Origin of the sequence: Flavivirga abyssicola (genome assembly GCF_030540775.2) — a bacterium.
GTDB lineage: Bacteria > Bacteroidota > Bacteroidia > Flavobacteriales > Flavobacteriaceae > Flavivirga > Flavivirga abyssicola.
On the sequence record NZ_CP141266.1, the window covers coordinates 893,827 to 918,356 of the forward strand.

The 24,530-nt window shown below is 31.9% G+C and carries 25 protein-coding genes; 9 read left to right on the plus strand and 16 right to left on the minus strand.

Annotated features, from left to right (window positions below):
• Window position 1: 1 nt before the first annotated feature.
• Window positions 2–913, minus strand: coding sequence for a 1-aminocyclopropane-1-carboxylate deaminase/D-cysteine desulfhydrase (locus tag Q4Q34_RS03540; RefSeq protein ID WP_303319114.1), 912 nt, complete (start codon window positions 911–913; stop codon window positions 2–4).
• A complete protein-coding gene (locus Q4Q34_RS03545; protein WP_303319115.1) occupies window positions 903–1,241 on the minus strand; it encodes a hypothetical protein in 339 nt (112 codons plus the stop codon). Before Q4Q34_RS03545 ends, Q4Q34_RS03540 begins: the two co-directional genes overlap by 11 nt.
• A 59-nt stretch (window positions 1,242–1,300) precedes the next feature.
• On the opposite strand from Q4Q34_RS03545, the gene Q4Q34_RS03550 reads away from it, so the two are divergent.
• Both Q4Q34_RS03550 and Q4Q34_RS03555 read left to right on the plus strand, forming a co-directional pair.
• Window positions 1,301–1,453 (plus strand): DUF5522 domain-containing protein, encoded by a 153-nt coding sequence (locus tag Q4Q34_RS03550; protein WP_274186525.1) that lies wholly within the window; start codon window positions 1,301–1,303, stop codon window positions 1,451–1,453.
• A 126-nt stretch (window positions 1,454–1,579) separates the two neighbouring features.
• A complete protein-coding gene (locus tag Q4Q34_RS03555; protein ID WP_303319116.1) occupies window positions 1,580–2,149 on the plus strand; it encodes a DUF4136 domain-containing protein in 570 nt (189 codons plus the stop codon).
• A 122-nt stretch (window positions 2,150–2,271) separates the two neighbouring features.
• On the opposite strand, the gene Q4Q34_RS03560 is transcribed toward Q4Q34_RS03555, so the two are convergent.
• Window positions 2,272–3,375, minus strand: a complete 1,104-nt coding sequence (locus tag Q4Q34_RS03560; protein ID WP_303319117.1) for a bestrophin family protein — start codon at window positions 3,373–3,375, stop codon at window positions 2,272–2,274.
• 133 nt (window positions 3,376–3,508) lie between these two features.
• Between Q4Q34_RS03560 and Q4Q34_RS03565 the strand changes: the two genes are divergently transcribed.
• Complete coding sequence (locus Q4Q34_RS03565) at window positions 3,509–5,266, plus strand: aromatic amino acid hydroxylase (protein ID WP_303319118.1); 1,758 nt, start codon at window positions 3,509–3,511, stop codon at window positions 5,264–5,266.
• Window positions 5,267–5,273: 7 nt separating this feature from the next.
• Here the strand turns inward: Q4Q34_RS03565 and Q4Q34_RS03570 are convergent, their stop codons facing one another.
• The 6 genes from Q4Q34_RS03570 to alaS form a co-directional block, all read right to left on the minus strand.
• The gene (locus Q4Q34_RS03570; protein WP_303319119.1) at window positions 5,274–6,026 is read right to left on the minus strand and encodes an enoyl-CoA hydratase/isomerase family protein; all 753 of its coding nucleotides are present in this window, start codon (window positions 6,024–6,026) and stop codon (window positions 5,274–5,276) included.
• Window positions 6,027–6,189: 163 nt separating this feature from the next.
• Window positions 6,190–7,125 carry a pyridoxal-phosphate dependent enzyme gene (locus Q4Q34_RS03575; protein ID WP_303319120.1) on the minus strand — a complete coding sequence of 312 codons (936 nt, stop codon included), beginning with the start codon at window positions 7,123–7,125 and terminating at the stop codon, window positions 6,190–6,192.
• Window positions 7,126–7,134: 9 nt separating this feature from the next.
• Window positions 7,135–7,749: a DUF4230 domain-containing protein gene (locus tag Q4Q34_RS03580; RefSeq protein ID WP_303319121.1), complete on the minus strand. Its 615-nt coding sequence runs from the start codon at window positions 7,747–7,749 to the stop codon at window positions 7,135–7,137.
• 432 nt (window positions 7,750–8,181) lie between these two features.
• Window positions 8,182–9,147 carry a GSCFA domain-containing protein gene (locus Q4Q34_RS03585; protein ID WP_303319122.1) on the minus strand — a complete coding sequence of 322 codons (966 nt, stop codon included), beginning with the start codon at window positions 9,145–9,147 and terminating at the stop codon, window positions 8,182–8,184.
• 34 nt (window positions 9,148–9,181) lie between these two features.
• A complete protein-coding gene (locus Q4Q34_RS03590) occupies window positions 9,182–9,577 on the minus strand; it encodes a GxxExxY protein (RefSeq protein ID WP_303319123.1) in 396 nt (131 codons plus the stop codon).
• Window positions 9,578–9,980: 403 nt separating this feature from the next.
• Window positions 9,981–12,596 carry an alanine--tRNA ligase gene (alaS, locus tag Q4Q34_RS03595; RefSeq protein ID WP_303319124.1) on the minus strand — a complete coding sequence of 872 codons (2,616 nt, stop codon included), beginning with the start codon at window positions 12,594–12,596 and terminating at the stop codon, window positions 9,981–9,983.
• Between the two features lie 219 nt (window positions 12,597–12,815).
• On the opposite strand from alaS, the gene Q4Q34_RS03600 reads away from it, so the two are divergent.
• The 5 genes from Q4Q34_RS03600 (at window position 12,816) to Q4Q34_RS03620 (ending at window position 16,089) form a co-directional block, all read left to right on the plus strand.
• A complete protein-coding gene (locus Q4Q34_RS03600) occupies window positions 12,816–13,787 on the plus strand; it encodes a M23 family metallopeptidase (protein WP_303319125.1) in 972 nt (323 codons plus the stop codon).
• Entirely contained in the window at window positions 13,787–14,116 is a 330-nt protein-coding gene (locus tag Q4Q34_RS03605; protein WP_303319126.1) for a MerR family transcriptional regulator, read from the plus strand. The genes Q4Q34_RS03600 and Q4Q34_RS03605 overlap by 1 nt, the downstream gene beginning before the upstream one ends.
• 102 nt (window positions 14,117–14,218) lie before the next feature.
• Window positions 14,219–14,806: a LemA family protein gene (locus tag Q4Q34_RS03610; protein WP_303319127.1), complete on the plus strand. Its 588-nt coding sequence runs from the start codon at window positions 14,219–14,221 to the stop codon at window positions 14,804–14,806.
• Complete coding sequence (locus tag Q4Q34_RS03615) at window positions 14,806–15,243, plus strand: TPM domain-containing protein (RefSeq protein WP_303319128.1); 438 nt, start codon at window positions 14,806–14,808, stop codon at window positions 15,241–15,243. The genes Q4Q34_RS03610 and Q4Q34_RS03615 overlap by 1 nt, the downstream gene beginning before the upstream one ends.
• Before the next feature lie 9 nt (window positions 15,244–15,252).
• Window positions 15,253–16,089, plus strand: a complete 837-nt coding sequence (locus Q4Q34_RS03620) for a TPM domain-containing protein (RefSeq protein ID WP_303319129.1) — start codon at window positions 15,253–15,255, stop codon at window positions 16,087–16,089.
• A 75-nt stretch (window positions 16,090–16,164) separates the two neighbouring features.
• On the opposite strand, the gene Q4Q34_RS03625 is transcribed toward Q4Q34_RS03620, so the two are convergent.
• From Q4Q34_RS03625 to der, 6 genes are all read right to left on the minus strand, one after another.
• Window positions 16,165–18,369: a TlpA family protein disulfide reductase gene (locus Q4Q34_RS03625; protein ID WP_303319130.1), complete on the minus strand. Its 2,205-nt coding sequence runs from the start codon at window positions 18,367–18,369 to the stop codon at window positions 16,165–16,167.
• Between the two features lie 101 nt (window positions 18,370–18,470).
• The gene (locus Q4Q34_RS03630; RefSeq protein WP_303319131.1) at window positions 18,471–19,034 is read right to left on the minus strand and encodes a hypothetical protein; all 564 of its coding nucleotides are present in this window, start codon (window positions 19,032–19,034) and stop codon (window positions 18,471–18,473) included.
• On the minus strand, window positions 19,021–19,401 hold the full coding sequence (locus Q4Q34_RS03635; protein WP_303319132.1) for a GntR family transcriptional regulator: 381 nt from the start codon (window positions 19,399–19,401) through the stop codon (window positions 19,021–19,023). The genes Q4Q34_RS03630 and Q4Q34_RS03635 overlap by 14 nt, the downstream gene beginning before the upstream one ends.
• 1 nt (window position 19,402) lies before the next feature.
• Entirely contained in the window at window positions 19,403–20,236 is an 834-nt protein-coding gene (locus Q4Q34_RS03640; protein ID WP_303319133.1) for a hypothetical protein, read from the minus strand.
• A gap of 4 nt (window positions 20,237–20,240) precedes the next feature.
• Entirely contained in the window at window positions 20,241–21,017 is a 777-nt protein-coding gene (locus Q4Q34_RS03645) for an ABC transporter ATP-binding protein (RefSeq protein ID WP_303319134.1), read from the minus strand.
• A 126-nt stretch (window positions 21,018–21,143) separates the two neighbouring features.
• Window positions 21,144–22,448, minus strand: a complete 1,305-nt coding sequence (der, locus tag Q4Q34_RS03650; protein WP_303319135.1) for a ribosome biogenesis GTPase Der — start codon at window positions 22,446–22,448, stop codon at window positions 21,144–21,146.
• Window positions 22,449–22,815: 367 nt separating this feature from the next.
• Between der and Q4Q34_RS03655 the strand changes: the two genes are divergently transcribed.
• Window positions 22,816–23,328, plus strand: a complete 513-nt coding sequence (locus tag Q4Q34_RS03655; RefSeq protein ID WP_303319136.1) for a GTP-binding protein — start codon at window positions 22,816–22,818, stop codon at window positions 23,326–23,328.
• 304 nt (window positions 23,329–23,632) lie between these two features.
• Here Q4Q34_RS03655 and era read toward each other — a convergent pair whose 3' ends face one another.
• A complete protein-coding gene (gene era, locus Q4Q34_RS03660; RefSeq protein ID WP_303319137.1) occupies window positions 23,633–24,514 on the minus strand; it encodes a GTPase Era in 882 nt (293 codons plus the stop codon).
• Window positions 24,515–24,530: the final 16 nt, after the last annotated feature.

Sequence of the window (24,530 nt, forward strand, 5' to 3'; positions counted from 1 at the left end):
TCTATTCAATTATTTGTAAATTTTTATTTTTTAATACTCTATTCATTCCTTTAATACCTTGTAAGCCCCCAGTATGAATTGCTAAAATCTTTGAGCCCTTTTTAAAATAACCTTTATTAATTAAATCAAAAACCCCAAACATCATTTTACCTGTATAAACAGGGTCTAACGGTATTTTATTTAATTCTTTAAACGTATTGATAAACGCCACTAATTCATCATTTATTTTCGCATACCCGCCAAAATGATAATCGGTTATTAAGTCCCAATTCGTTTTAGTTACAAATTTACTAATATCTTGTTGTAAAAAATCACCTTTTAAGGCTGGAAAACCTAAAACTTGTTGACTGAGTTTTGAACAATTTATAAGCCCGGAAATTGTTCCGCCGGTTCCAACGGCACAACATATATAATCAAAAGCCTTATCTGTTTCTGTTAATATCTCTTCACATCCCTTAACGGCTAAGGCATTTGTTCCTCCCTCTGGGATTAAATAAAAATCGTTAAACGTATCTTTTAATTTAGCTAAAAAAGCCTCAGATGTTTTATTTCTATATGCCTCTCTGGAAACAAATTTAAACTGCATCCCATTTTGCTTTGCAAAGCTTAAGGTTTCATTATCTAAGATTTTATTTTCTAACTCCTCACCTCTAATAACGCCAATGGTTTTAAAACCTAATAAGTTCCCAGCTGAAGCGACAGCTGCTATATGATTAGAAAAAGCACCTCCAAAAGTAAGAAGCGTCTTAAATCCTTTTTTTTTCGCTTCCAGAAGGTTGTATTTAAGCTTTCTATATTTATTCCCAGACACGAAAGGATGTATCTCATCTTCCCGCTTTATAAATAACTCGACGCCCTTACTATTAGGTAAGTTTACGGGTTGATTTATACTATGCCCTAGCTTAAACATCATGGTCGCGAATATACTTTAAAAATCCCCAAAATGGTCTGTGTTTTAAATAATCTAGATTAAATTCATTGGCATAAGCTTCACGCTCAAAAGAAATATTCTTATAAGCTAAATCCCAATTTTTATATTGAAATAATCGTATTAAAAATTCAATAGCATACACCAAATAAAAAGGAATCACTAACATCTCCGATTGTTGTTTTAAATGAATGCTTTCATGATTAATTAAAACAGTATGTTTTTCTAAATGCTTCGATTTTAAAAACACAAAAGGAAAAATGGTTAAACCCGTATATCCATTTGGTACTAAATATTTCGAAATTAAAATCATACTTTACAAGAATCAAAAATCAATCCAAATTACATTATCTTTGTTTTAATACAATAAGAATGAAAAAAATAATTCCCATAGAGGAAGGTGATTACTACTTAACACCAGAAGGTTACCGCTGTTTTACAGAGCAATATCACTTAAGAAGAGGTTATTGTTGTGAGAGCGGATGCAGACATTGCCCTTACGGATATGACAAAAACAAAGGGTAGCAAATATTGCTATAACTCTATATACCAAAGGCTTGGTATGATTATTGATGCTATTACAAATAAAAAAACACTTAAAATCATTGATTTTAAGGCTATTTGTGTAATTAGAACTAAAACAAAAAGGCTATGAAAAAACTATTAAACTTTTTACCACTTTTAGCATTGCTTATTGTGGTTACTTCGTGCAGTTCTGTACGTGTCGCTGCAGATTATGATAAGAATGCTAATTTTGGAGAGTACAAAACTTTTGCATTTTTTAAAACAGGTATTGACAAAGCTGAAATTAGTGATTTAGACAAACGAAGAATTCTTCGTGCTATTGAAGCTGAAATGCTAACCAAAGGCTTTATAAAATCTGAAAATCCTGATTTATTAGTAAGCCTTTTTACAAAATCTCAGCAACGTGTAGATGTTTACAATAACTCCTGGGGCTTTGGTGGCTGGGGCTGGGGAGGCTTTGGTCCTTGGGGAGCAGGTTTTGGTCCTGGTTGGGGCTGGGGTTGGAATCAACCTAGTGTTTCTACCAGTATACAAGGTGTTCTATACATAGACCTGATTGATTCCAGTAAAAAGGAATTAGTTTGGCAAGGTATGGGAACTGGGTATTTAAGCAGAAATATGGAGAAAAAAGAAGCTCGTATTAAAGAGTTTGTAACAGAAATTATGACGAAATACCCTCCGGTAGCTCAACAATAAAAATAAAGTTGTCATTTTGAGCGCAGTCGAAAAATCTCACAATATTGATGCACAGATGTTCAATTTTTAAGAGATTCTTCGCTTTGCTCTGAATGACATTTTTGAAATAACCTTATTTTTTATTACATCACTATATCATTGGGCCACACGTATGGTCCTGGAATATCTGTATCGTCAATAAGTTGTCTAATATCAATCTCAATACCTCTACTCATATCGGTAATAGGCACATCGTTAGGGCCTCCTTCAAAAGGATTTTCAGTATTCTCGCCTATAACCTCCATAGTATGAAATACCCATGAGATTAAAGCACTAAAAGGAACAGAAAACCATACAAAATGTTTTGCTATAGTTTCCTGAGCTATATGCATTAAAGATGACCGTTCCTCATGTCTTTGTAATAATCCTAAAATTTTATCACCAAAGCTTTCAAACTCTTCCATAATGCCATAAGGAATTAATAAAATAAAAATCCAGACAAACATGTAGTTAAGTGTCGCAAATTGCCTTGGGTACGGAAAGTTCTTAATACGTTCACTTTTTCCTTGAAGCGCATAAAACTCCACCAGCATATTCATCATTTCCATATGTCTAAAATCCTCAATCAAACCTTGATTCATCAATTCTTTTAAGCGTCGGGATTGAATTCCTAATAATTGAGAAGCTTGATTTCCTTTAGCAAAAACTTCTTTATATTCTGCTTCCGAAAGATATGGTTTTATAGCGCCATCTAAATCTTCAACATCTTCACAAACTCTATATTTTGAGGTTCTAAATTCTTGATTAGATCGTTTAGATTTTAAATGCATTTCCCAAGGTTTATCTTTTCGCAATTGATACCTCAAAGCTGTTAGCCAAGCCACATGTCTGTGTATTAACTCTCGCTTGATTGATTGCATTTCTTCCTCCGTCCTTGCTTTAACTGTATGGTCATTATTAATAAAATCTTTTACCATGATTGTCCAGGAGCGCGAGGCATTAACAATACCTCCCCATATTTTTCGAGCTTCCCAGAGTCTATCATAAGATGCATTATTTTTAAAACTCACAATAAATGCCACTGCGGTACCTAGCACACCAAGTGGTAACCAAGGCACATGCAACCATTTTAAGCCCAACACATCAAATAAAATAACGGGTATTAAAGCTAAGAATATAAATAAGAAAATGTGCCTTCGAGTCCACTTCAAAACTCCAAGCACTGGAAATATACGTCTTGTGTACATAATTTTTTTAGGTTTAAAAAATATAAAAATACTAAAATATGCCTCTATTTAACATTGTTAAAAACACAAAAAAATAAGCATTTGTTTAAAGATTTCGTATTTTTACCTAGCAAAACCTTATTCTAATTCAATTATGTCTAACACTATTGAAACTAACAATATCTTAAATCGTTTACCAAAACATTTAATGCAGTTTATAAAACCGCAAGATTATGATGACTATTCTGCTATAGATCAAGCTGTTTGGCGTTATGTCATGCGCAAAAATGTTAATTTTTTAAGTACTGTAGCACACAAATCCTATCTAGAAGGTTTAAATCAAACAGGCATTTCCATTGATAGTATTCCTAATATGTACGGCATGAACAGGATTTTAAAAGATATTGGTTGGGCAGCAGTTGCTGTTGATGGTTTTATCCCCCCAAACGCATTCATGGAATTTCAAGCATACAACGTATTGGTTATTGCTAGTGATATTAGACAGTTAGAACATATAGAATACACACCAGCTCCTGATATTATACACGAAGGTGCAGGGCATGCTCCTATTATTGCCAACCCAGAATATGCGGAATACTTAAGACGCTTTGGAGAAATTGGCTGTAAAGCTATTTCATCTGCTAAAGACTATGAATTATACGAAGCTGTTAGGCATTTATCTATTATAAAAGAGGCTCCAAATTCCAGTGAAAGTGATATCGCTGCTACGGAAAAAAAGGTAGAAGCCTTACAACAAAACATGGGTGAGCCAAGTGAAATGGCACTTATTAGAAATTTACACTGGTGGACAGTTGAATACGGCTTAATTGGAACTCTAGAAAATCCAAAAATATATGGTGCTGGGCTATTATCTTCCATTGGTGAAAGTGCTTGGTGTATGACTGATGAAGTGGAAAAGCTCCCTTATGATATTAATGCCACCTATAAAGATTTTGATATCACCAAACCTCAACCTCAACTTTTTGTAACGCCAGACTTTGCTAATTTAAGTCTTATTTTAGAAGAATTCGCAAATACTATGGCTTTACGTAAAGGAGGGCTTTCTGGAGTTAATAAATTAATAGAGTCTAATGCTTTAGGGACTATTGAACTAAGTACTGGCTTGCAAATCTCAGGAATATTCGCCCATGTTATTGAAAGCAATGGATACCCAATTTACATTCAAACTAATGGAGAAACAGCTCTAGCTTATCGAGAAAAAGAATTGGTTGGACATGGTACCAATACTCACAAGAATGGTTTCGGGTCTCCTATAGGTAAACTTAAAGGGATTAACTTAGCTATTGAAGACATGAGTCCGCGCGATTTAAGTGCTTATGATATTTATGAAGAACAAAACATCACTTTAGAATTTGAAGGCGGCGTAAAAGTATCTGGTGAAATTATTACCGGTAAGCGCAACCTTCAAGGAAAAATAATACTCATTAGCTTAAAAAATTGTACCGTTACGCATAATGAAACCATATTATTTCAACCAGAATGGGGTATTTATGATATGGCGATAGGAAAAGAAATTGTTTCTGCATTCTCTGGAATTGCCGATTTAAATAGTTTTGATTTAATTACACATGTTCCTTCCACCAAAACAATTCAAATAAAAAAATCTGATCAACAAATACAATTAGAGGCACTTTATCAACAAGTTAGAGATTACAGGGATCATAAAAATAAAACCATTTCCAGAACTAAGGTGTTGGAACAGTTAATCGAAAAACATCCTAATGACTGGCTATTACCTGTAGAACTCTACGAATTAGCAGCTATAGGTAACGAATCTAACCTTTGCGAAAGTATTTTAGCTCATTTGGAAACCATAAAACGAAACAGACCAGAAGTTGGTCATTTAATTGATGATGGTTTAGAAATTGTTAGGCAAACAGTGAGTATTTAACTCAAGGTTACCGAAACCGTTTTAAGGTCTTTTTTGTAAATTTACTCAACACTAATTTACCACTTATTTTGGCACGTTCAGTTAATAAAGTATCCCAGTGGTCTGTACCCTTCCAAAAAACGGTTTTCATTTCTGCTAAAGCTTCAGGGTTATAAGATGCTAATTTTGTAGCCAAAATTTCGACAGCTTCATCAAGTTCTTCCGATGTTTCAAAAACATCTGCATACAATCCTTTTTCTTTAGCAAACTCTGCTGAGAAAAAAGTTTCAGCATCTATAGTCATTTGAGACATCGCAGGTAATCCTATTTTTCTAGTAACTACTGGTTCTATTACAAAAGGTCCAATACCAATACTTAACTCACTTAATCTAATAGATGCATATTTTGTAGCTAAACAATAATCTGTTGCTGCAGCTAAACCAACGCCTCCACCTACTGTTTTACCTTGAATACGGCCAATAATTAATTTTGGACATTTGCGAATAGCATTTATCACATTTGCAAACCCTGAGAAAAAAAGCGTTCCTGTTTCTGGATTTTCTATGGATATGACTTCATTAAAACTGGCTCCAGCACAAAAGGTTCTATTGCCTCCGCTTTTTAAAACAATAACATTTATGTCATTATCGTTTCCAGCTTCTGTAATAGTTTTTGCTAACAATGCTAAAACATCACTAGGCATAGAATTTCTATTAGGGTGGAAAAACTCTATATATCCAACATGTTTATCTACTCTTAACTTTACGTATGATTCGTCCATATTTAATTATTATTAAAACAAAAATACAATTCGTAATTCTCTTTTATTTTATAAAAATGTAAAAAAGTACTTATTAATGTTAATTTTTATTTCTCTTAAGAAAACCTCTAGCAATCTTCCATTGAACTCGTTTAAACTTCTAGCGTTTAAATGACTTCATTATTTAAAAAGGCAAATTGGACACATCTACATTTCCCCCAGATAATATAACTCCAATCTTCTTATTTTTAATACGTTTTTTATCTTTTAGAACAGCTGCAAAAGCAACTGCTGCCGAGGGTTCTATTACAATTTTCATACGTTCCCAAATTAGTCTCATTGCCTTAATAATGTCATCTTCTTCAACTCGTATGATATCTTCAACATGTTCTTTTATAATTGGGAAATTTCTATCTCCTAAATGAGACCGTAAGCCATCGGCTATCGTATCAGATGTTTTATTTTTTTCAATATTTCCAGAAATTAATGATCTATAAGCATCATCGGCTTCTTTAGGCTCTCCAGCTATTACTTTACAGTCATTAGAAAAATGATTTGCCGCTAAAATAGTCCCTGCCAATAAACCACCACCACCAACAGGTGTGAAAATATACTCTAAATCACTAAAATCCTCTAATAATTCTATAGCAACAGTGCCCTGACCATGAATAACGTCGTCATTATTAGAAGGGTGAATAAAGGCTGCTCCTTTTTCTTTTTGAATTCTTGCTGCTTCTGTTTCTCGGGCATTTATATTAGAATCGCATTCAATAATAATACCACCATAAGCTTTAACTGCATCCTTTTTAACTTGTGGGGAATTCTCCGGCATAACAATGTATGCTTTTACATTTAGGTGTTTCCCTGCCAATGATAATGCCTGTGCAAAATTCCCTGAAGAATGTGTAACAACGCCTCTGCTTTTTTGTTCATCGGTTAGATTTAAAATAGCATTTACGCCGCCTCTCATTTTAAATGCACCCATTTTCTGAAAGTTTTCACATTTAAAAAAGATATTGGCTTCACATAGTGTATTCAATAATTGTGAGGTTAGAACAGGAGTTCTGTGTATATAAGGCTTTATAAGATTATGAACCCTTTGTAAAGTAGACTTATCCATGACTTGTAACTATAATTTTAATCCCTGCAAAGCATCTATTGTAGACACAGGATTTTCGTTGTATTTTAAAGTCCACCCTAAAGAATTTGTTAGAATATAGAATTTTGAAAGTTCACTTATTAATCTATTTTTAGCATTTGCCTTTAAATCGGAAGCTTCTAACTTTTTATCTAATGATGCCTTAACAATCTTCTTTATATCGTTATAATCTTTAGCTTCAAAAGGATTAAAAAAGTCCGACTGTATATCATAATACTCCAAATCTGGATTAATTTTTATGTCTTCTTTTGGAATACTTAAAATAGTTAGTGTTTTACTGGCTTCATCTACTTCAAATTCAATTTTACTTAAATCATAAGCTATGGTAATCTCTGCATTAACAACAATCAAGGCTTTTTTTTCTGAAGTAAAATAATCTCCAAATACATCTTTAGAGTTCTTATAATTAAAGACTTCACTAAAATGGCCTTCTGTTACCACTAACTTTCCAACATTATTAATTTGTTGTTGTATGAGAGCTGAATTTTCTTGAAGCACTGTTCTCTCTTCTACCTTACCTCCACAGTATTTAAAAGAAAACAGAACAACTAAAGTAATGATGACACCAAATAGAATTTTACGCATGCACTAATTTAAAAATAATTCTATAGTATTCTTTACACTTTATCTATAAAACAAAAAAACATCAGTTTCCTTCGACATAAGAAGTCTAACCAATGCATTTTATGTAATATAAACTAACGGGTCAAAAATAATAATCTTGCTTAGAAGCAGTATTAAAAGAAAGTTAAACTAACATTAAAAAAAAACACCAACCGCAAATCATTTTACTGATTACAATTGATGTTTTTGATATGAACTGATTAATAGCATTTTAAATCTACAATTATTAGATTTAGAATTCATAATTTTTCGATAAACCGTTATTAAAAAAGATTAACCGTATAATACTATTTACTCGTCTTATTGAAAAAATCTCGACTCTATATTTTGCTTTTCATAATTAAGAATGCAAATTATTTTTTCTTTAAAACCTGTTTTATATTAAGATATATTTTAAAATAGTATGTGTGGAAATTGAGTTTTAAGCTGCGTTTTCTTAGCTTCTATATTTTGAAGAAATTTTTGATGTGCTTCAGAGTTTGGATTAAATGGTTTGTGCTGTAATCCTTTTTGAATAACATCAATTTTTTCCATGGTTTTATTTGCTTTTGAAGACATCCAAACCTCTTGAAAACGATCCCAAATATAATTTACAGCTGTTGTATTGGGATGAATCATATCTTCTTTATAAAAGCGATAATCACGAAGTTCATCCATCATGATTTCATAGGAAGGAAAATAAAATGATTGATGATTAACAGTAGATGGTTTTTGATTCAAGACTTGATGTATTCCACTTATTAAATGTGCTTTACTCTGAGTGTTTTCAATAAAGCCATCTTTTATATGACGTACAGGAGATACGGTAAAAATAATGTCTGCTTTAGAATTTACATCCCTAATTAAACTCACTATGGTTTCTATTGATGTAGAAATTTCATCAACTGAAAGTAATTCTTTTGTAAACTCTTTTTGAGGAACTTTATGGCAATTTGCGACAACCTCTTTAGTATGTGTAGAACGATATATCCAAGCAGTTCCTAAAGTGATAACAATATGAGTTGATTCTTGGATTTGCTGATTTGCTGATTTAATGTTTCCATTTAAATTATGTAACACAGCTTCTTTGGAGGTATTACTGAATTTTGAATGTGCATTAAAGCTATGCCATTGTTCATTATGAAAAAAAACATCTTTTTCTAAATATGTCTTTTTATTTATCGCATCAGATATTAAATTTTCAATGGCTTTGGGATGAAATAAAATGCCAAAAGGGTTTTGAGTATTTTTAAATTTAAAATAATCTAGCTTCTCTCCTATATTTTCTACAAAGCAAGAACCTATTAATAGCATATTAGAATGATAGTCTATTAGGTTTTTAGACTGCTTTTCTAATGGTATTTTGGTTTGTAGTTTCATTATATATTATCGCAAAGGCGCAAAGTTTGCCCTATTATAAACCATTAACTATTCTGGTTATTCCTGTCTTTATTAAAGGGCTATTAAAATTAATTAGTAATCCAAGTTTTAAGCCTGATAATTTTAGATATGTTAATAATTGCTTCGGATGAACTGGATGAATTTCCTGTACCGATTTTATCTCAATAATCACTTTATTTTCAACAATTAAATCAGTTCTAAATCCTAAATCTAGTTTTTTATTTTTCCAAATAACCGGTAATTGCTTTTGACGCTCTACTTTAAACCCTTTTTCAGTTAATTCAGAAAACAAAACTTCTTCATAAACAGACTCTAGTAAACCTGGACCTAAATTAACATGTATATGATAACAGCAATCAACTATTTTTGTTGCTAAATAATTCTCAAAAAGCTGTTCTTGTTCACCCATAAAACTTTGCGCCTTAACACCTTTGCGAGGTCAGTTCAAATAATCTTTAGCCTTTATTAATGACTATGTGATGTCTCAATCGTGCCTCATTTCAACATGACAACAAGATTCTATTTGTATTCCGAGCCATTTCGACAAAAGGAGAAATCACATAATCAAGTACAACCCAATTACTATAAAAACCCCTAAACTTTGCGTCTTCGCGCCTTTGCGAGATCAGCTCAAATAACCCTTAGCCTTTTTATTAATGACTCCGTGATGTCTCAACCGTACCTCATTTCAACATGACAACGAGATTCTATTCGTATTCCGAGCCATTTCGACAAAAGGAGAAATCACATAATCAAGCACAACCCAATTACTATAAAACCCCTAAACTTTGCGCCTTCGCGCCTTTGCGAGATTAATTCACAAAATCCTTCGCCTTCTCTAAAGCCTCATCAATCCCATCTGGATTCTTACCACCTGCTGTTGCAAAAAATGGTTGTCCACCACCACCGCCTTGGATAAACTTTCCAAGTTCTCTAACAACTTGTCCCGCATTCAATGCTTTACTTGCGACCAATTCTTTTGAAATATAACAAGATAACAAGGCCTTTCCTTTTTGCTCAGTTCCAAATAACAGGAATAAATTATCAAACTGACTTCCTAATTCGAAAGCAACATCTTTTATTCCACCTGCATCCAAATCTACTTTCTTTGCTAAAAACTGAATACCATTAATATCTTGTAATTCACTTTTTAGTGCTCCTTTTATACTTTTAGCCTTGTCTTTTAAGAGTGATTCTATTTGCTTTTTAAGATTCGTATTTTCTTCTTGTAAGTTTTGTAACGCCTTTACAGGTTCTTTTGCATTATTAAGCAAATCTTTCATTTCAAAATAAGCCCGATTATTTTCAAAATAGAAATCCTTAACGGCATCATTGGTAATTGCTTCAATACGGCGAATTCCTGCCGCTACTGCTCCTTCCGATATTATTTTAAAATGCCAAATATCTGCTGTATTTTTTACGTGTGTTCCTCCACAAAGCTCAATAGATTGACCAAAGCGAATAGCCCGAACTGTATCTCCGTACTTCTCACCAAATAAACTCATAGCGCCATCTGCTATAGCCTCTTCTTTAGAAATATTCCGTTTTTCTATTAAAGGTAATTTCCCTGATATTCTAGCATTCACAAAGTTTTCAACATCTCGCAATTCTTCGATAGTTAGTTTGGAAAAATGAGAAAAATCAAAACGTAAATACTTTGAGTGTACCGCACTTCCTTTTTGTTCTACATGCGTCCCTAAAACTTCTCTTAAAGCTTGATGTAATAAATGTGTTGCAGTATGGTTACATTCTGTTCTGTAACGTTGCTTAGAGTCTACAACTGCTTTAAACGTTTCTTCAATATGCTTTGGTAAATTTTTAGCAAAATGAATAATAACATTGTTTTCTTTCTTAGTATCTAAAATATAGATAACATCACCATGTGCATCTTCTAAATATCCTTTATCTCCTACTTGCCCACCTCCTTCAGGATAGAATGGAGTGATATTAAATACCAATTGATACATTTCCCCGTCTTTTTTAGAAACCACTTTTCTATATCGGGTTAATTTAACATCGGCTTCGAGCGTATCATACCCTACAAACTCTTCCTCTTGATCATCAAATAAAACGGTCCAATCGTCCGTTGACATTTCGCTAGCGGCACGTGAGCGATTCTTTTGCTTTTGAAGTTCAGCATCAAAACCTTTTTCATCAAGTTTTAATTTTTTTTCACTTAAAATAAGCGCTGTTAAATCTATTGGAAAGCCATAAGTATCATATAACTCGAAAGCTTTTTCACCTGATACCGTATCGCCTTTCGTTTCCTCAACAATTCTGTTTAGTAATACCAATCCTTGATCCAGGGTTCTTAAAAATGATTGCTCCTCTTCTTTAATAACATTCTCAATAAGTTGTTTTTGAGCCTTCAATTCAGGAAAAGCCCCCCCCATTTTCTTACTCAAAATATCAACTAACCTATAAATGAATGCTTCTTTTTTCCCAAGGAATGTAAATCCATAGCGCACTGCTCGTCGCAGAATTCTACGAATAACATAACCTGCTCCGTTATTACTAGGTAGTTGTCCGTCTGCTATAGAAAATGCCACAGCCCTAACATGGTCTGCTATAACTCGAATGGCAACATCTGCTTCTTCCAGCTTACCGTACTTCTTCTTAGTAATCGTTTCTATTTCTCTAATTAAAGGTGTAAATACATCTGTATCATAATTAGATTGCACACCTTGCAATACCATACACAAACGCTCAAAGCCCATACCCGTATCTATATGCTTATCGGGAAGATTCTCTAAACTACCATTTGCTTTTCTGTTATATTGCATGAAAACCAAATTCCAAATTTCTACAACTTGTGGATGGTCTTTATTTACTAAATCTTTTCCTGAAATTTTTGCTTTTTCTTCAGCAGAGCGAATATCAACATGTATTTCACTACAAGGGCCACAAGGTCCCTGTTCTCCCATTTCCCAAAAATTGTCCTTTTTATTTCCTTTTAAGATACGGTCTTCAGAAATGTATTGTTTCCAGAAATCATAAGCCTCTGTATCCATTGGAAGCTTATCTGCATCATCACTTCCTTCAAAAACAGTCACGTATAATATCTCTTTATCAATACCATAAACTTCTGTTAATAGTTCCCAAGCCCATGCAATAGCTTCTTTTTTAAAGTAGTCTCCAAAACTCCAGTTACCAAGCATTTCAAAAAGTGTATGGTGGTAGGTATCATAACCAACTTCTTCTAAATCGTTATGTTTTCCTGAAACACGTAAACATTTTTGAGAATCAGAAATACGGTTATTCTTTGGCTGTGCATTTCCTAAAAAATACTCTTTAAAAGGTGCCATTCCTGAATTTACAAACATTAATGTTGGATCATCCTTTAAAACCATAGGTGCAGATGGTACTATACTATGTTTCTTCTCTTCAAAAAAACTTAAAAACTTTGACCGTATATCTTGTGACTTCATGTATTCTTATTAAAAAATCTTGTTTCTATTAAGTTACTTTTAATAAAAAACAATTTTTATATTTACTTTCTATTTATTTAAATTTAAGATATTGTAAACATACAATGGAAATAATCGTAAATGATTATGATAATTTTTTTGTAGGTTTGCTCGTTTGCATATTAAATGCTGTAATTACTATGACCTCAATTTAGTTGCAAAAATAGTATAATTTAAGAAATGAGTAAGGTAAAATATTATTACGATTCAGAATCGCTTTCTTACCGAAAAATAGAGCGAAAAAAAAGAACCACTTTTAAGTATGCTTCCTTTTTCTTATTAGGTTGCGCTTTCTTTGCTTTTATCTTTGTTTTTATAGCAAGTCAGTATCTTGAGTCCCCTAAAGAAAAAGCTATGAAAAGGGAGCTACATAATATGCAGCTTCAATTTGAATTGCTTAATAAAAAGATGTCTGAAGCTGAAACTGTTTTAGCAAATATAGAAGATCGGGATAATAATATTTATCGAGTGTACTTTGAAGCCAATCCCATACCTGAAGCACAACGTAAAGCAGGTTTTGGGGGAATTAACAGATATAAAACTCTAGAAGGTTTTGACAATTCTAAGTTAATCATAGAAAGTAATAAACGCATAGATATCTTACAAAAGCAAATTGTAGTGCAATCTAAATCCCTTGATGAAATTGCCGTTCTGGCAGAAGAAAAAGAAAAGATTTTGGCAGCGATACCTGCCATACAGCCTGTTAGTAATGAGGACTTAACAAGAATGGCTTCTGGCTACGGCATGCGATCTGATCCTTTTACTAAAGCTAGAAAAATGCACTGGGGTATGGACTTTACCGCTCCAAGGGGCACGCCTGTTTATGCTAGCGGTGATGGAAAAGTTGTTCGTGCAGATTCGGGATCAAGTGGTTACGGAAAACATATACGAATCGATCACGGTTTCGGATATATTAGTTTATATGCCCATTTGTATAAATATAATGTGAGAAAAAATCAAAAAGTTAAACGTGGCGATATCATTGGTTTTGTAGGTAGTACAGGACGTTCTGAAGCACCTCACTTACACTATGAGATTTTTAAAGATGGTGAGCGTATTAACCCCATAAACTTCTACTACGGTAGTTTAACAGCCGAAGAATTTAACAAGCTATTGGAGCATGCTTCTTTAGAAAATCAATCTCTGGATTAATGCATATAGATTTACCCGAAAAAAGATATTATGGTATTGGCGAAGTCGCCAAAGCATTTAACGTTAACACGTCTTTAATACGTTTTTGGGAAAAAGAATTTGATGCTCTTAAACCTAAAAAGAATGCTAAAGGCAATCGTAAATTCACTCCTGAAGATATAAAAAACCTTAAACTTATTTATCATCTGGTTAAAGAACGTGGATTTACTCTTGAAGGCGCTAAAATTCACTTAAAAGAAGGCAAAAAAGACACACTTACTAATTTTGAAATTATAAATAAACTTGAAGATGTTAAAAATCAACTCATTAAAATAAAACAACACCTTTAAGAGTTGACTGCTAGAATTAAAAATGTATGTAATCATGTAACATTTTTAAAAATTAAGTGTCTCATAAGTAACCATTAAAAAATTATATTAAATTAATTTATTATGAAGAAATTTTTACCATGGATTATTATAATTGCTTTAATTCTGTTATTGGTTAAATGGGGAATTGGAGTAAACAATATGCTTGTTGAAAAAGAAGGCTTAGCTCAAGCTCAATGGGCAAATGTTGAAAGCTCTTATCAACGAAGAGCCGATTTAATACCTAATTTAGTTGCTACCGTGAAAGGTTACGCTTCACATGAAAAAGAAACCTTAGAAGGTGTTATTAAGGCACGTTCTGAAGCTACAAAAACAACAATTAATGCTGGTGATTTATCTCCAGAAAAAATGGCACAGTTCCAGCAAGCTCAACAAGGTTTAAGTGGTGCACTATCCAAATTATTATTAACTGTTGAACGTTATCCTGATTTAAAAGCAGATAAAAGTTTTTTAGAATTACAATCTCAATTGGAAGGCACTGAAAACAGGATTAATGTTGAACGAAATAGATTTAATAAAATAGCAGGTGAATATAATATCACTATCAAAAAAATCCCTACTAATTTTATTGCAAGGATAGGTGGGTTTAAAGGTATGCCTTTATACAAATCTGACCCAGATAGTAAAAATGCTCCTAAAGTAGAGTTTTAATGTCAAAAATTGAAGATTTTCTTTCTACTGATGAAGAACAAGAAATTGTTGAGGCTATAAGGTTAGCAGAATTAAACACTTCTGGAGAAATACGAGTTCATATAGAAAAAACTTCTAATGACGATGCTACGAATCGTGCTTTAGAGCTTTTCCACACATTAAAAATGGATAATACCAAACTCCAAAATGGGGTGTTAATTTATGTAGCAATTGAAGAAAAAACATTTGTTATTTACGGTGATAAAGGTATTAACCAAGTTGTTGAAAATGATTTTTGGGATAGCACCAAAGATGTTATACAATCACATTTTAAACGAGGTAATTTTAAACAAGGATTGATTGACGGAATTTTTAAATGTGGAGAACAGCTTAAACACTATTTCCCTTATTCAGATTTAGATACCAACGAACTATCAAATGAAATTTCTAAAGGGTAGAATTAAAATATGCAATTAATTATAAAGCAAAAAAGCATTATTATTTCTTTATTCCTTACTCTTTTTGTTTTAGGAACAACTTCTGCTCAATATAAAATACCGGAAAAACCTTCAGATAAAAAACAAACTTTTGTATACGATTATACCAATCCCAAACTACTTTCAAAAAGAGATAGTATTGAACTGGCAACGAAGCTAAGAAAATATTCAGATACTACTTCCACTCAAATCGTTGTAGCTATTATTAATTCTACTGAAGGCGAAAACATTAACTTTTTAGGTGCAAAATGGGGCCAAGAATGGGGAATTGGTCAAGAAAAAAAAGATAATGGTATTTTAATTTTACTAGCTAAAAATGACAGAAGGATAGCTATAAACACAGGTTATGGAATAGAACATTTATTAACCGATGCCTTATCTAAACGTATTATCGAACGAGACATTATTCCCTATTTTAAACAAAACAACTATCCAGGAGGTTTAAATAGAGGTGTCGATGCTATTTTTGAAGTTCTTAATGGTGAATATAAAGGTGCTCGGAAATCATCAAATAAGAGTTTTCCAATTGGATTAGTTTTTATATTCATTTTTATATTTATCGTTATTCTCATTTCGATATCCAAAAATAGACGTGGAGGTGGTAACAATAGAGGCAATAGATCTACGGGCAGTGATATTTTAGAAGCGATCATACTTAGCAATATGGGGAGAGGTAATTACAGCCGAGGCTCTTCCAGCGGTTGGGGTGGTAGCTCCGGAGGCGGAAGTTTTGGAAGTGGTGGAGGTTTTGGAGGCGGCTTCGGTGGTGGAGGTTTTGGTGGAGGTGGCGCTTCTGGTGGATGGTAAGTTTACTCTGTGCCAATAAAAAAATCTCAACCTATAAATGATTGAGATTTATATACTTTATTAAATTATCTGATTTTATTTGTGTTTTTCAAGAATTCCGTCCAGTAGATGATCAAAATTATACATTGGAAACTTATCATTAATAACATCTCCTTTTTTATCAATTACCACATATCTGGGAATACCATTAAATCTGAATAATTGGCGCAAATAGTTATAATCGTCTAACGACAATCTATAAATATTTTTAAGTTCTTGCTCTTTAACAAATTTTGTATACCTACCCATTGGAGAAGAACGCTCATCTGTAATAAAAATAAAATCGAAATCTTTATTATCTTCATATTCTTTTCTGGTATCTTTCATTCTTTTTATACCACCAACACAAGGTGCGCATGATGTTGCCCAAAAATCAATGAATAATATTTTGCCCTTAAATGGATCCACAATTTTTCTAAAAATATCAGTTGCCTTACCCTCTGGTAATTTAGTTGTTTTAGCTTGAATACTAGCCGTATTCGTATTACCATCTAATGTATTGTTATTTGTTGATACTATTGGAAATTTTTTATTTACAATTCTGTCGCCTTCTTCTTTTAAAAAAGGATGTGTTATCTCTTTTTTTAAAGTTTCCCAATACTCATGTGCATCATTGCTATTCGATCTTTGTATATCAAAATCCAATGCTCTTATTTTTGCCACATCATGAACCAGATTCTTTTTTAAGTTGAAGACATTGCTCACAACAGAATCTCTTAGTCGCCATTTTTCCATTGCTGTTTTTTGTGGTTTAGATTGCGCATCTACAAGAGGTTGAATATACTTTTTGTTATATGCTTTTAACCCATTTCTATAGTCTTCACTAAATAATTTGAGTTGTTCTTGGTATTCTTTATACGATTTATAACTTCTATTTTTTTGAAGCGCCATTAACTCTTTATCATTTTCTGATATTTTGATATTTGCTTCTTCAAAATACTCTAACAATGTCTTCTCTGGCTTAATGCCCGTTTTATTTCCCTTTGGATAAATAGATATTGGCTTACAAAACTCGAAACGGTTAACAAAAGCTGAGAACTTATCTAACGCTAAAAGGCTTTGATCATTTAAAGGAATTTCCTTTAAAAAGTCATAATACTCCTTTTTTACTGGTATTTTTAAGACCCTATTAATAGTATCTTTTTTAGCTTCATAATTTCTCCTTTTTACAAAATCAAATAAATGTATAGCATAGTCTAAATCAACTGTATTTATCAATAAAACCTTCGCTTTGTCAGTTATGTTATTCGCTAAATATTTAGATAGTGCTTCTTGATTTTTTTGATAAGCATGTTTTTCTTCTTTTTTAAATTCTTCGGGGGATAACTTTTTCACCTTCTTCATAAAAGATTTATAATCGAATTCTTTAAAATCAAATCCCATTAGATCTTTATTTATTTGTGCCAAATCGCCTTTGAATACTATATTTTTAAACTTATGTCGCTTGTACCTAAACCTATCGGCTAATAGAAACTCATCAAAATCCAAAATCATTGCGAGCGTTTGCTCTGGTTCTAAATATAAATTAATGATCCTTTTTTCAAACACAACGTATGTATACAATGGATTATTTAAAGGAATGTCTGCTTCAAAACGGCCATCGGAATGCACTTGAACAACTATTGGATAACTCTCATTAGTTATAGGATTACCCATATACATAATACCTGTTTTAAAACCCAACCTAACATCATAACCTTTAATGTAGCCAATTAATCTAGCTGTAGATTTATTGAAGAATTTAGGAGAATTATAATTTTCTATAGGCTTAGTAGCTACTTTTGTAAGCTCATCATCAATCCATTTTACAACGCTTTTAGGAACTTTTTTAGTTTTATTAAGTTTTTTATCAGTTTCAACTAATGATATTCCAAAAATTTCATTGTTGAAATCTATTTTCTTAACATTATTGCTTATCGGAGGAAACACTAGAACAATTGTTTTTTCTCCTGATTTTGGCATGAAAATTCTCGTTCCTAAATCATGCCCTATAATAGACTTTAAATAGGCTTTATCATCCCCATTATTATACTGAATAAATACATCGTTTTTAAACATATCCCACCAGTTAGGCATAAATTTGTCATGAATATGAATTCTAGTTTCATTTTTATATATTTCAATTTTAGAGACATGTCTTATACCACTTTTGGCAACTTCAAACGAAGGGTTTTCAATAGTTTTTTGGGCAAAAGCATTACATGCGAGCCCTAATAAAAAGATAAAGATGATTTTTTTCATGTTTGATAATTATTAAAGGGTAAGTTTTTATTTGTTAATAATATTTTTAATAAATGAGTTCAATAAATTATTTACTATGATATTTTTGTTTTTTGATTCAATTATTTACTTTTCAACTGATTTTGCTCTTCTAATTTTTCTTTAAACCTCTCAAGGTCTCGGGTATAAAATTTCACATATTTATGCCCTTCTTCAATACCCTTCTTCTCTGCAAATGTTTCATATCTTATGGCTTCTTCAATATATCCCAGATGAAATAATGTTTGTGCGTATGTATCATTTACAGTATGAGAATAAGGTTTTAAATGACATGCCTTTTTAGCCCACTTATTAGCAAGTTTCATGACTGCTGTATCTTTAATTTTATCAAATTGTGTATGAATATACCATGCAGCACTGTTCATATCTTTAGGATATGCATGCTCATCAGAAAAATATCTGTTTGCCTTTATAATAAATTCATTTCTTTTTTCAATATTTCCTACATCTCTCTTAAAGTTCTCCATTGCTACCTGAAACTCATTTCTAGCCTTTTCAATTTTAGATGCTATGTCTCGCAACTCAATATATTCCTCTTCATATAGTTTAGAATCAATATGTAGTGCCATTATGGCTCCAAAAAAGAATATTAAAAACGCAATAAGTATATAACTACTTGTTTTCATTTAAATCATTTTTTTTTAGTTCTAAAATGATTGCTTCCAAATTGGTGCTATTCAACTTTAGTAATCTTATTTTTTCAAGTAAGTATGGCATATCATTTTTAAAAAAATCTAACTTCTCTTTATTCTTTATAATTTTTATAGCAGCATCGGACACAAAAAAACCAATGCCTCTTTTGTTTTCAAAAATATTTTCGTCTTGCAAATAACTATAGGCTCTCATTACCGTATTTCTATTAACCTCCATTTCACTAGCTAAATCTCGTATGGAAGGAACCCTAACATTAGGAGTTAATTTCCCTTCAAGAATTTGGCTACAAAGATTATCTGCAATTTGTAGGTATATACCCTTCGTAGCTTTAAAGTCCATTTTAAATTTCTTTTTCTTTAAGCTTAAAATAAGCATATGGTAATAAAAAAAGACTAGAAAATACCCCAATAATATAAAAGTACAGTTGAATATTTAGCATGCCACTATCTAGTTTTCTAGATAATATTTTAACTTCGAATCCGCTAACTTCATTTGGAATAAAAATATATGAAAGCACTAATGAAAACATATATGCCAATAATGATAGAAGCCCTAAAGATAAGACCGTTTTAAAAAAGGCATTTTTTTGAAAATGGCTAGCTCCTGCAAATAGAAAAGTTGCATAAGATAATAATGATAAGGTTACAAAGACCTTATCTGAACTCTTAGCAATATAAGTAAACGGATGAAATAAATTAAAATTTCGGATTTCAAATGGCATTGACAAGTCAATCATATTAAAAATGATTTCTGCTACCTTAAAACCTAACCAAAATAGGACTATGAATATGATACTAAATCCAAAAATTCGAATTGAAAATTCAATTAGAAATTTTTCTAAAACTGATATTGGAAGCATTAAATAATGGGAAGCGTTCTTTCGATTTCTTAAATAAGGAAATGCTGTTCCTATGGCAAACAAAGCGCATATCATGTAAGTGATAAAAAACATTTTATTATACCTATTTGGATTATATTGCTTCTTATATTCTGGGATAAGACCATTATATAACCCCATCTCATTATAACTATCCATAATGAAAATTAAATCTACTATTAGCAATAAAACAAAAAGACCAGCAATAAATAAAACATATTTTTTCCCATTTAATATCAAATCATATTTTAAGGCATTGTAATAGCGTTTTATATCAAAATTTGTAAATATTAACATAACTTTAAATTTTGATATCGGTTTTGTTAATGATTGCTTTGTAAAGCAGTTCTATATCAACATTAGTTTCTTCGCCTCCAACAACGGGAGAAATAACGTTATAACCACCTAGGCATTTTTCGTGATAAAGTGCTTCAGGACACTCTAACAACGACGTCATTTTTTTAAATTGTAACTTTTCGCTTATTGCCCATATTCCTTTGTCAAAAACGATTTCTCCATTTTCTATTATGACAATTTTGTCAATAATGGTTTCTATGTCTTGAACTTGATGTGTTGAAATAATAACTAACTGGTCTTCATCAATAGAATTAACCAATACTTTTCTAAAAATACTTTTTGAGTGAATATCAAGACCATTTGTAGGCTCATCTAAAAGTAACATTTTACAATTGGTAGAAAGTGCAAAAGCTATTATAAATTTTTTCTTTTGTCCATGAGAAATATCTTGTAGCTTGTCCTTTTCATTAAGTTTAAATTCGTGTAAAATTTGATGCATCTTTTTTAAATCAAAATTCTTATATAATGGAGTATATGCTTTTAAATAAGCATTTATGCTCAACGAAGGATAAAAAGGCTCTTCGGGTACTAAAAAAATGTTAATAAGAAACTTTGGATTTCGTTTAAAAGGATTAAAACCATTAACTCGAAGTACTCCTTGTTTAGGTTCAATTAATCCTGCTAACAAATTAAATAACGTAGACTTTCCAGCAGCATTTTTTCCGAGTAGCCCTAGAATACTACCTTTTTTTTGATTAAAGCTTAAATCTGAAAATAACATATTTCTGTTTTTGTAATTAAATGATATTTTTTTAGCAGAAACCATATTCAAATGTATTAGTGTCCTATTCAACTATGACACAAATATACATATTTATATTATACAAGCATAAATTTATTGACATTCTTATTTTTTACGCATATAAACACTCACAGGAACCCCTTTAAAATCAAAATGTTCACGAAGTTTATTTTCTAAAAAACGTTTATAGGGATCTTTTATATATTGTGGTAAATTACAGAAAAAAGCAAACTGCGGTTGAGGCGTTGGCAATTGCATGATGTATTTAATCTTTACAAATTTCGCTTTATAAGCTGGTGGCGGGTAGTTTTCTATAATTGGAAGTAAAACATCATTAAGCTGACTTGTCTTTATTTTTTTAGAACGGTTTTTATAAACTTCGACAGCCGTTTCTATCGCTTTGAAAATACGTTGTTTGGATAAAGCCGAAATAAATATAATCGGCACGTCTGTAAAAGGCTCTATTTGTTTTCTGATAGCCTTTTCATATGCTTTCATTGATTTATGGTCTTTCTCTACCAAATCCCATTTATTAACCAAAATAACAATGCCTTTTCGGTTACGTTCTGCCAACCAGAATATATTTTGAACCTGACCATCAAACCCTCGTGTTGCGTCTAATACCAAAAGACATACATCGGCATGCTCAATAGCTCTAACACTACGCATTACGGAGTAAAATTCTAAATCTTCTTTTACTTTGGCTTTTCTACGTATTCCCGCTGTATCAACCAAGTTGAACTCAAAACCAAAACGGTTATATTTTGTATCGATAGAATCTCTAGTTGTACCTGCAATATCCGTTACAATGTATCTCTCTTCTCCTATCAACGCATTAATAAATGACGATTTTCCAGCATTGGGACGTCCAACCACCGCAAATCGTGGTAACTCTTCTTCTACAACTTCTTCTTTTTCTGGTAAGGCTTCAACTAAAGCATCTAACAAATCTCCTGTGCCACTTCCATTTATACTAGCAATGTTATAATACTCCCCTAACCCTAACGAATAAAACTCTACTGCATCTTCAGATCGTTTAGCATTATCAACTTTATTTACGACTAAAAATACCGGCTTACTTACTTTTCTAAGTAAATTAGCAACATCTTCGTCCATACCTGTAACACCATTTTCAACATCTACCATAAAAATAATAGCATCTGCTTCATCAATAGCCAATTCAACTTGTTTATCAATTTCAGCTTCAAAAACATCATCACTTCCCAATACATAACCCCCAGTATCTATAAGAGAAAACTCTTTTCCATTCCAATCACTTTTACCATAATGACGGTCTCTTGTAACGCCACTCACGGCATCAACTATGGCTTCTCTTCGTTGAATTAAACGATTAAAAAAAGTTGATTTCCCTACATTTGGTCTTCCTACTATAGCTACTATATTGCTCATAATCTATAAAATGATATACAACAGCCTTAGGCTGATTTATTTATATCTCTCTTTTGAAATATTTTGCAAAAATAGGAAATATAGTCTACTCAAAGTGTTTTTATAAAAAATAAAGATTTTTTTGAAACGAACTATCCTCAAGGTAGAGCCATAGAAGTATTTCGCCCGTTTCATACCCAATCAAGTTGAGCACAGGCTTTGACCTTTGGGGCAAAAATCAAAATTCTGTATTTAGATTCCCGTCTTCACGAGAATGACAATTTCTACGGAAACCTCGACGCAGAGCATCGAGGAATTCTTTTCGATTAAAACTATTTATGTGTTATAGAAAAAAATAGTAATTTACTGTACTAAAAATACTAAACATATGCCAATAGATAATGATATTGCTTTAAGACCACGATTTAAAATAGAACTTGATAGAAATAACCAATCCATTTTAGAAGATTTTGAAGTTCTGAAATCTAAGCAATCTGATTTTATTGTTACCCGACTGGACAATCATGTCTTCATAAAATTCCCTAAAGAAAAACAGCATTTTTGGTCTCCTCAACTCCATCTGGAAATTGATGAGATTGACACTAATTCTAGTTTACTTCATGGACTATTTGGACCTAACCCAACCGTTTGGACCATGTTTATGTTCTTTCATTTTATAGTTGCTGGATTATTTATAGCTTTTGGGATATGGGCGTATACCAATTCGTCTTTAGATAAAAGTTACGCCATACAAGTTAGTTTGATGCTTTTAATGGTACTTATTTGGATTGTTTTATACTTTGCAGGAAGTATTGGAAAAGCTTCTAGTAAAAGTGAAATGCGTGCATTACATGATTTTATGAACCGTGTTATTAAAATTGAAAAAGCACCTCAATCTTAAAAATTGAAGTGCTTAACCAACTAACTATAACTCAACAAACTAAACTAACTAAACATTTTTATATAGTTTCGTAGAAACGAACTATCTAGTATATTTTAAAAACCAGCAATAAACTTTTCATTATTGTTTCCTCTTGAACTCCATAAGACACTTAAAAAAAGAAGCTACAAAAACATCTATGAATTATTTATTACTAGGTTTTGTATTGAACTCATCTTGACTTTTTGTTTTTAATTAAAGTCCAAATATTATAATAGTATTTAAATTTAACGTTACCCTATTAAGAAGAAAGTATTAGGATTTTCTATTGATTGTAACCAAAACGTTTCAGTTGGTTTTGATTGCTTCTCCAATTTTTATTTACTTTAACATACAGTTCTAAATGAATTTGCTTGCCAAAGAATTTTTCTAAATCTTTTCTAGCCTCTACGCCCACCCGTTTTAAAGCACTTCCTTTATGACCAATAATAATACCTTTTTGAGTATCGCGTTCTACCATAATAACAGAACGTATTCTAATGATCTTATCTTCTTCTAAAAATTCTTCAGTATCAACTTCAACGGCATAAGGAATTTCTTTTTTGTAATGAAGTAGAATTTTTTCTCTTATACTTTCATTTATAAAAAAACGCTCAGGTTTATCTGTTAATTGATCTTTTGGATAAAATGGTGGAGATTCTGGAAGTAATTCTATAATTCTATTAAATACTTCTTTTACTTGAAAGCCTTCAAGTGCAGAAATTGGTATAATCTCAGCATTAGGGACTTTTTCTGCCCAAAGCTGTACTTGAGTTTCTAGTTGTTCTTGATCTGATCTATCAATCTTATTTAAAAGTAATAATACCGGGATTTTTGAGCTTGTGATTTTTTTAAAGAAGGCTTCATCCTTAAGTGCTTGCTCACCAATTTCTACCATATAAATTAGTACATCGGCGTCTTCAAAAGCTGATTTCACAAAGCCCATCATAGATTCCTGTAACTCGTAAGCCGGTTTTATAATTCCTGGTGTATCACTAAACAATACTTGAAAATCATTACCATTTACAATACCTAAAATCCTATGGCGCGTGGTCTGCTCCTTTGACGTTATAATAGATAGCTTCTCACCCACAAAGGCGTTCATCAATGTAGACTTACCTACATTAGGGTTACCAATAATATTTACAAAACCTGCTTTGTGACTCATATATTCTTTATTTAAC

What these genes read in the sequence shown, in the direction of transcription:
- Q4Q34_RS03540 (WP_303319114.1), bottom strand. Translation starts at nt 913, where the DNA reads ATGATGTTTAAGCTAGGGCATAGTATAAATCAACCCGTAAACTTACCT.
- Q4Q34_RS03545 (WP_303319115.1), bottom strand. Translation starts at nt 1,241, where the DNA reads ATGATTTTAATTTCGAAATATTTAGTACCAAATGGATATACGGGTTTA.
- Q4Q34_RS03550 (WP_274186525.1), top strand. Translation starts at nt 1,301, where the DNA reads ATGAAAAAAATAATTCCCATAGAGGAAGGTGATTACTACTTAACACCA.
- Q4Q34_RS03555 (WP_303319116.1), top strand. Translation starts at nt 1,580, where the DNA reads ATGAAAAAACTATTAAACTTTTTACCACTTTTAGCATTGCTTATTGTG.
- Q4Q34_RS03560 (WP_303319117.1), bottom strand. Translation starts at nt 3,375, where the DNA reads ATGTACACAAGACGTATATTTCCAGTGCTTGGAGTTTTGAAGTGGACT.
- Q4Q34_RS03565 (WP_303319118.1), top strand. Translation starts at nt 3,509, where the DNA reads ATGTCTAACACTATTGAAACTAACAATATCTTAAATCGTTTACCAAAA.
- Q4Q34_RS03570 (WP_303319119.1), bottom strand. Translation starts at nt 6,026, where the DNA reads ATGGACGAATCATACGTAAAGTTAAGAGTAGATAAACATGTTGGATAT.
- Q4Q34_RS03575 (WP_303319120.1), bottom strand. Translation starts at nt 7,125, where the DNA reads ATGGATAAGTCTACTTTACAAAGGGTTCATAATCTTATAAAGCCTTAT.
- Q4Q34_RS03580 (WP_303319121.1), bottom strand. Translation starts at nt 7,749, where the DNA reads ATGCGTAAAATTCTATTTGGTGTCATCATTACTTTAGTTGTTCTGTTT.
- Q4Q34_RS03585 (WP_303319122.1), bottom strand. Translation starts at nt 9,147, where the DNA reads ATGAAACTACAAACCAAAATACCATTAGAAAAGCAGTCTAAAAACCTA.
- Q4Q34_RS03590 (WP_303319123.1), bottom strand. Translation starts at nt 9,577, where the DNA reads ATGGGTGAACAAGAACAGCTTTTTGAGAATTATTTAGCAACAAAAATA.
- alaS (WP_303319124.1), bottom strand. Translation starts at nt 12,596, where the DNA reads ATGAAGTCACAAGATATACGGTCAAAGTTTTTAAGTTTTTTTGAAGAG.
- Q4Q34_RS03600 (WP_303319125.1), top strand. Translation starts at nt 12,816, where the DNA reads ATGAGTAAGGTAAAATATTATTACGATTCAGAATCGCTTTCTTACCGA.
- Q4Q34_RS03605 (WP_303319126.1), top strand. Translation starts at nt 13,787, where the DNA reads ATGCATATAGATTTACCCGAAAAAAGATATTATGGTATTGGCGAAGTC.
- Q4Q34_RS03610 (WP_303319127.1), top strand. Translation starts at nt 14,219, where the DNA reads ATGAAGAAATTTTTACCATGGATTATTATAATTGCTTTAATTCTGTTA.
- Q4Q34_RS03615 (WP_303319128.1), top strand. Translation starts at nt 14,806, where the DNA reads ATGTCAAAAATTGAAGATTTTCTTTCTACTGATGAAGAACAAGAAATT.
- Q4Q34_RS03620 (WP_303319129.1), top strand. Translation starts at nt 15,253, where the DNA reads ATGCAATTAATTATAAAGCAAAAAAGCATTATTATTTCTTTATTCCTT.
- Q4Q34_RS03625 (WP_303319130.1), bottom strand. Translation starts at nt 18,369, where the DNA reads ATGAAAAAAATCATCTTTATCTTTTTATTAGGGCTCGCATGTAATGCT.
- Q4Q34_RS03630 (WP_303319131.1), bottom strand. Translation starts at nt 19,034, where the DNA reads ATGAAAACAAGTAGTTATATACTTATTGCGTTTTTAATATTCTTTTTT.
- Q4Q34_RS03635 (WP_303319132.1), bottom strand. Translation starts at nt 19,401, where the DNA reads ATGGACTTTAAAGCTACGAAGGGTATATACCTACAAATTGCAGATAAT.
- Q4Q34_RS03640 (WP_303319133.1), bottom strand. Translation starts at nt 20,236, where the DNA reads ATGTTAATATTTACAAATTTTGATATAAAACGCTATTACAATGCCTTA.
- Q4Q34_RS03645 (WP_303319134.1), bottom strand. Translation starts at nt 21,017, where the DNA reads ATGTTATTTTCAGATTTAAGCTTTAATCAAAAAAAAGGTAGTATTCTA.
- der (WP_303319135.1), bottom strand. Translation starts at nt 22,448, where the DNA reads ATGAGCAATATAGTAGCTATAGTAGGAAGACCAAATGTAGGGAAATCA.
- Q4Q34_RS03655 (WP_303319136.1), top strand. Translation starts at nt 22,816, where the DNA reads ATGCCAATAGATAATGATATTGCTTTAAGACCACGATTTAAAATAGAA.
- era (WP_303319137.1), bottom strand. Translation starts at nt 24,514, where the DNA reads ATGAGTCACAAAGCAGGTTTTGTAAATATTATTGGTAACCCTAATGTA.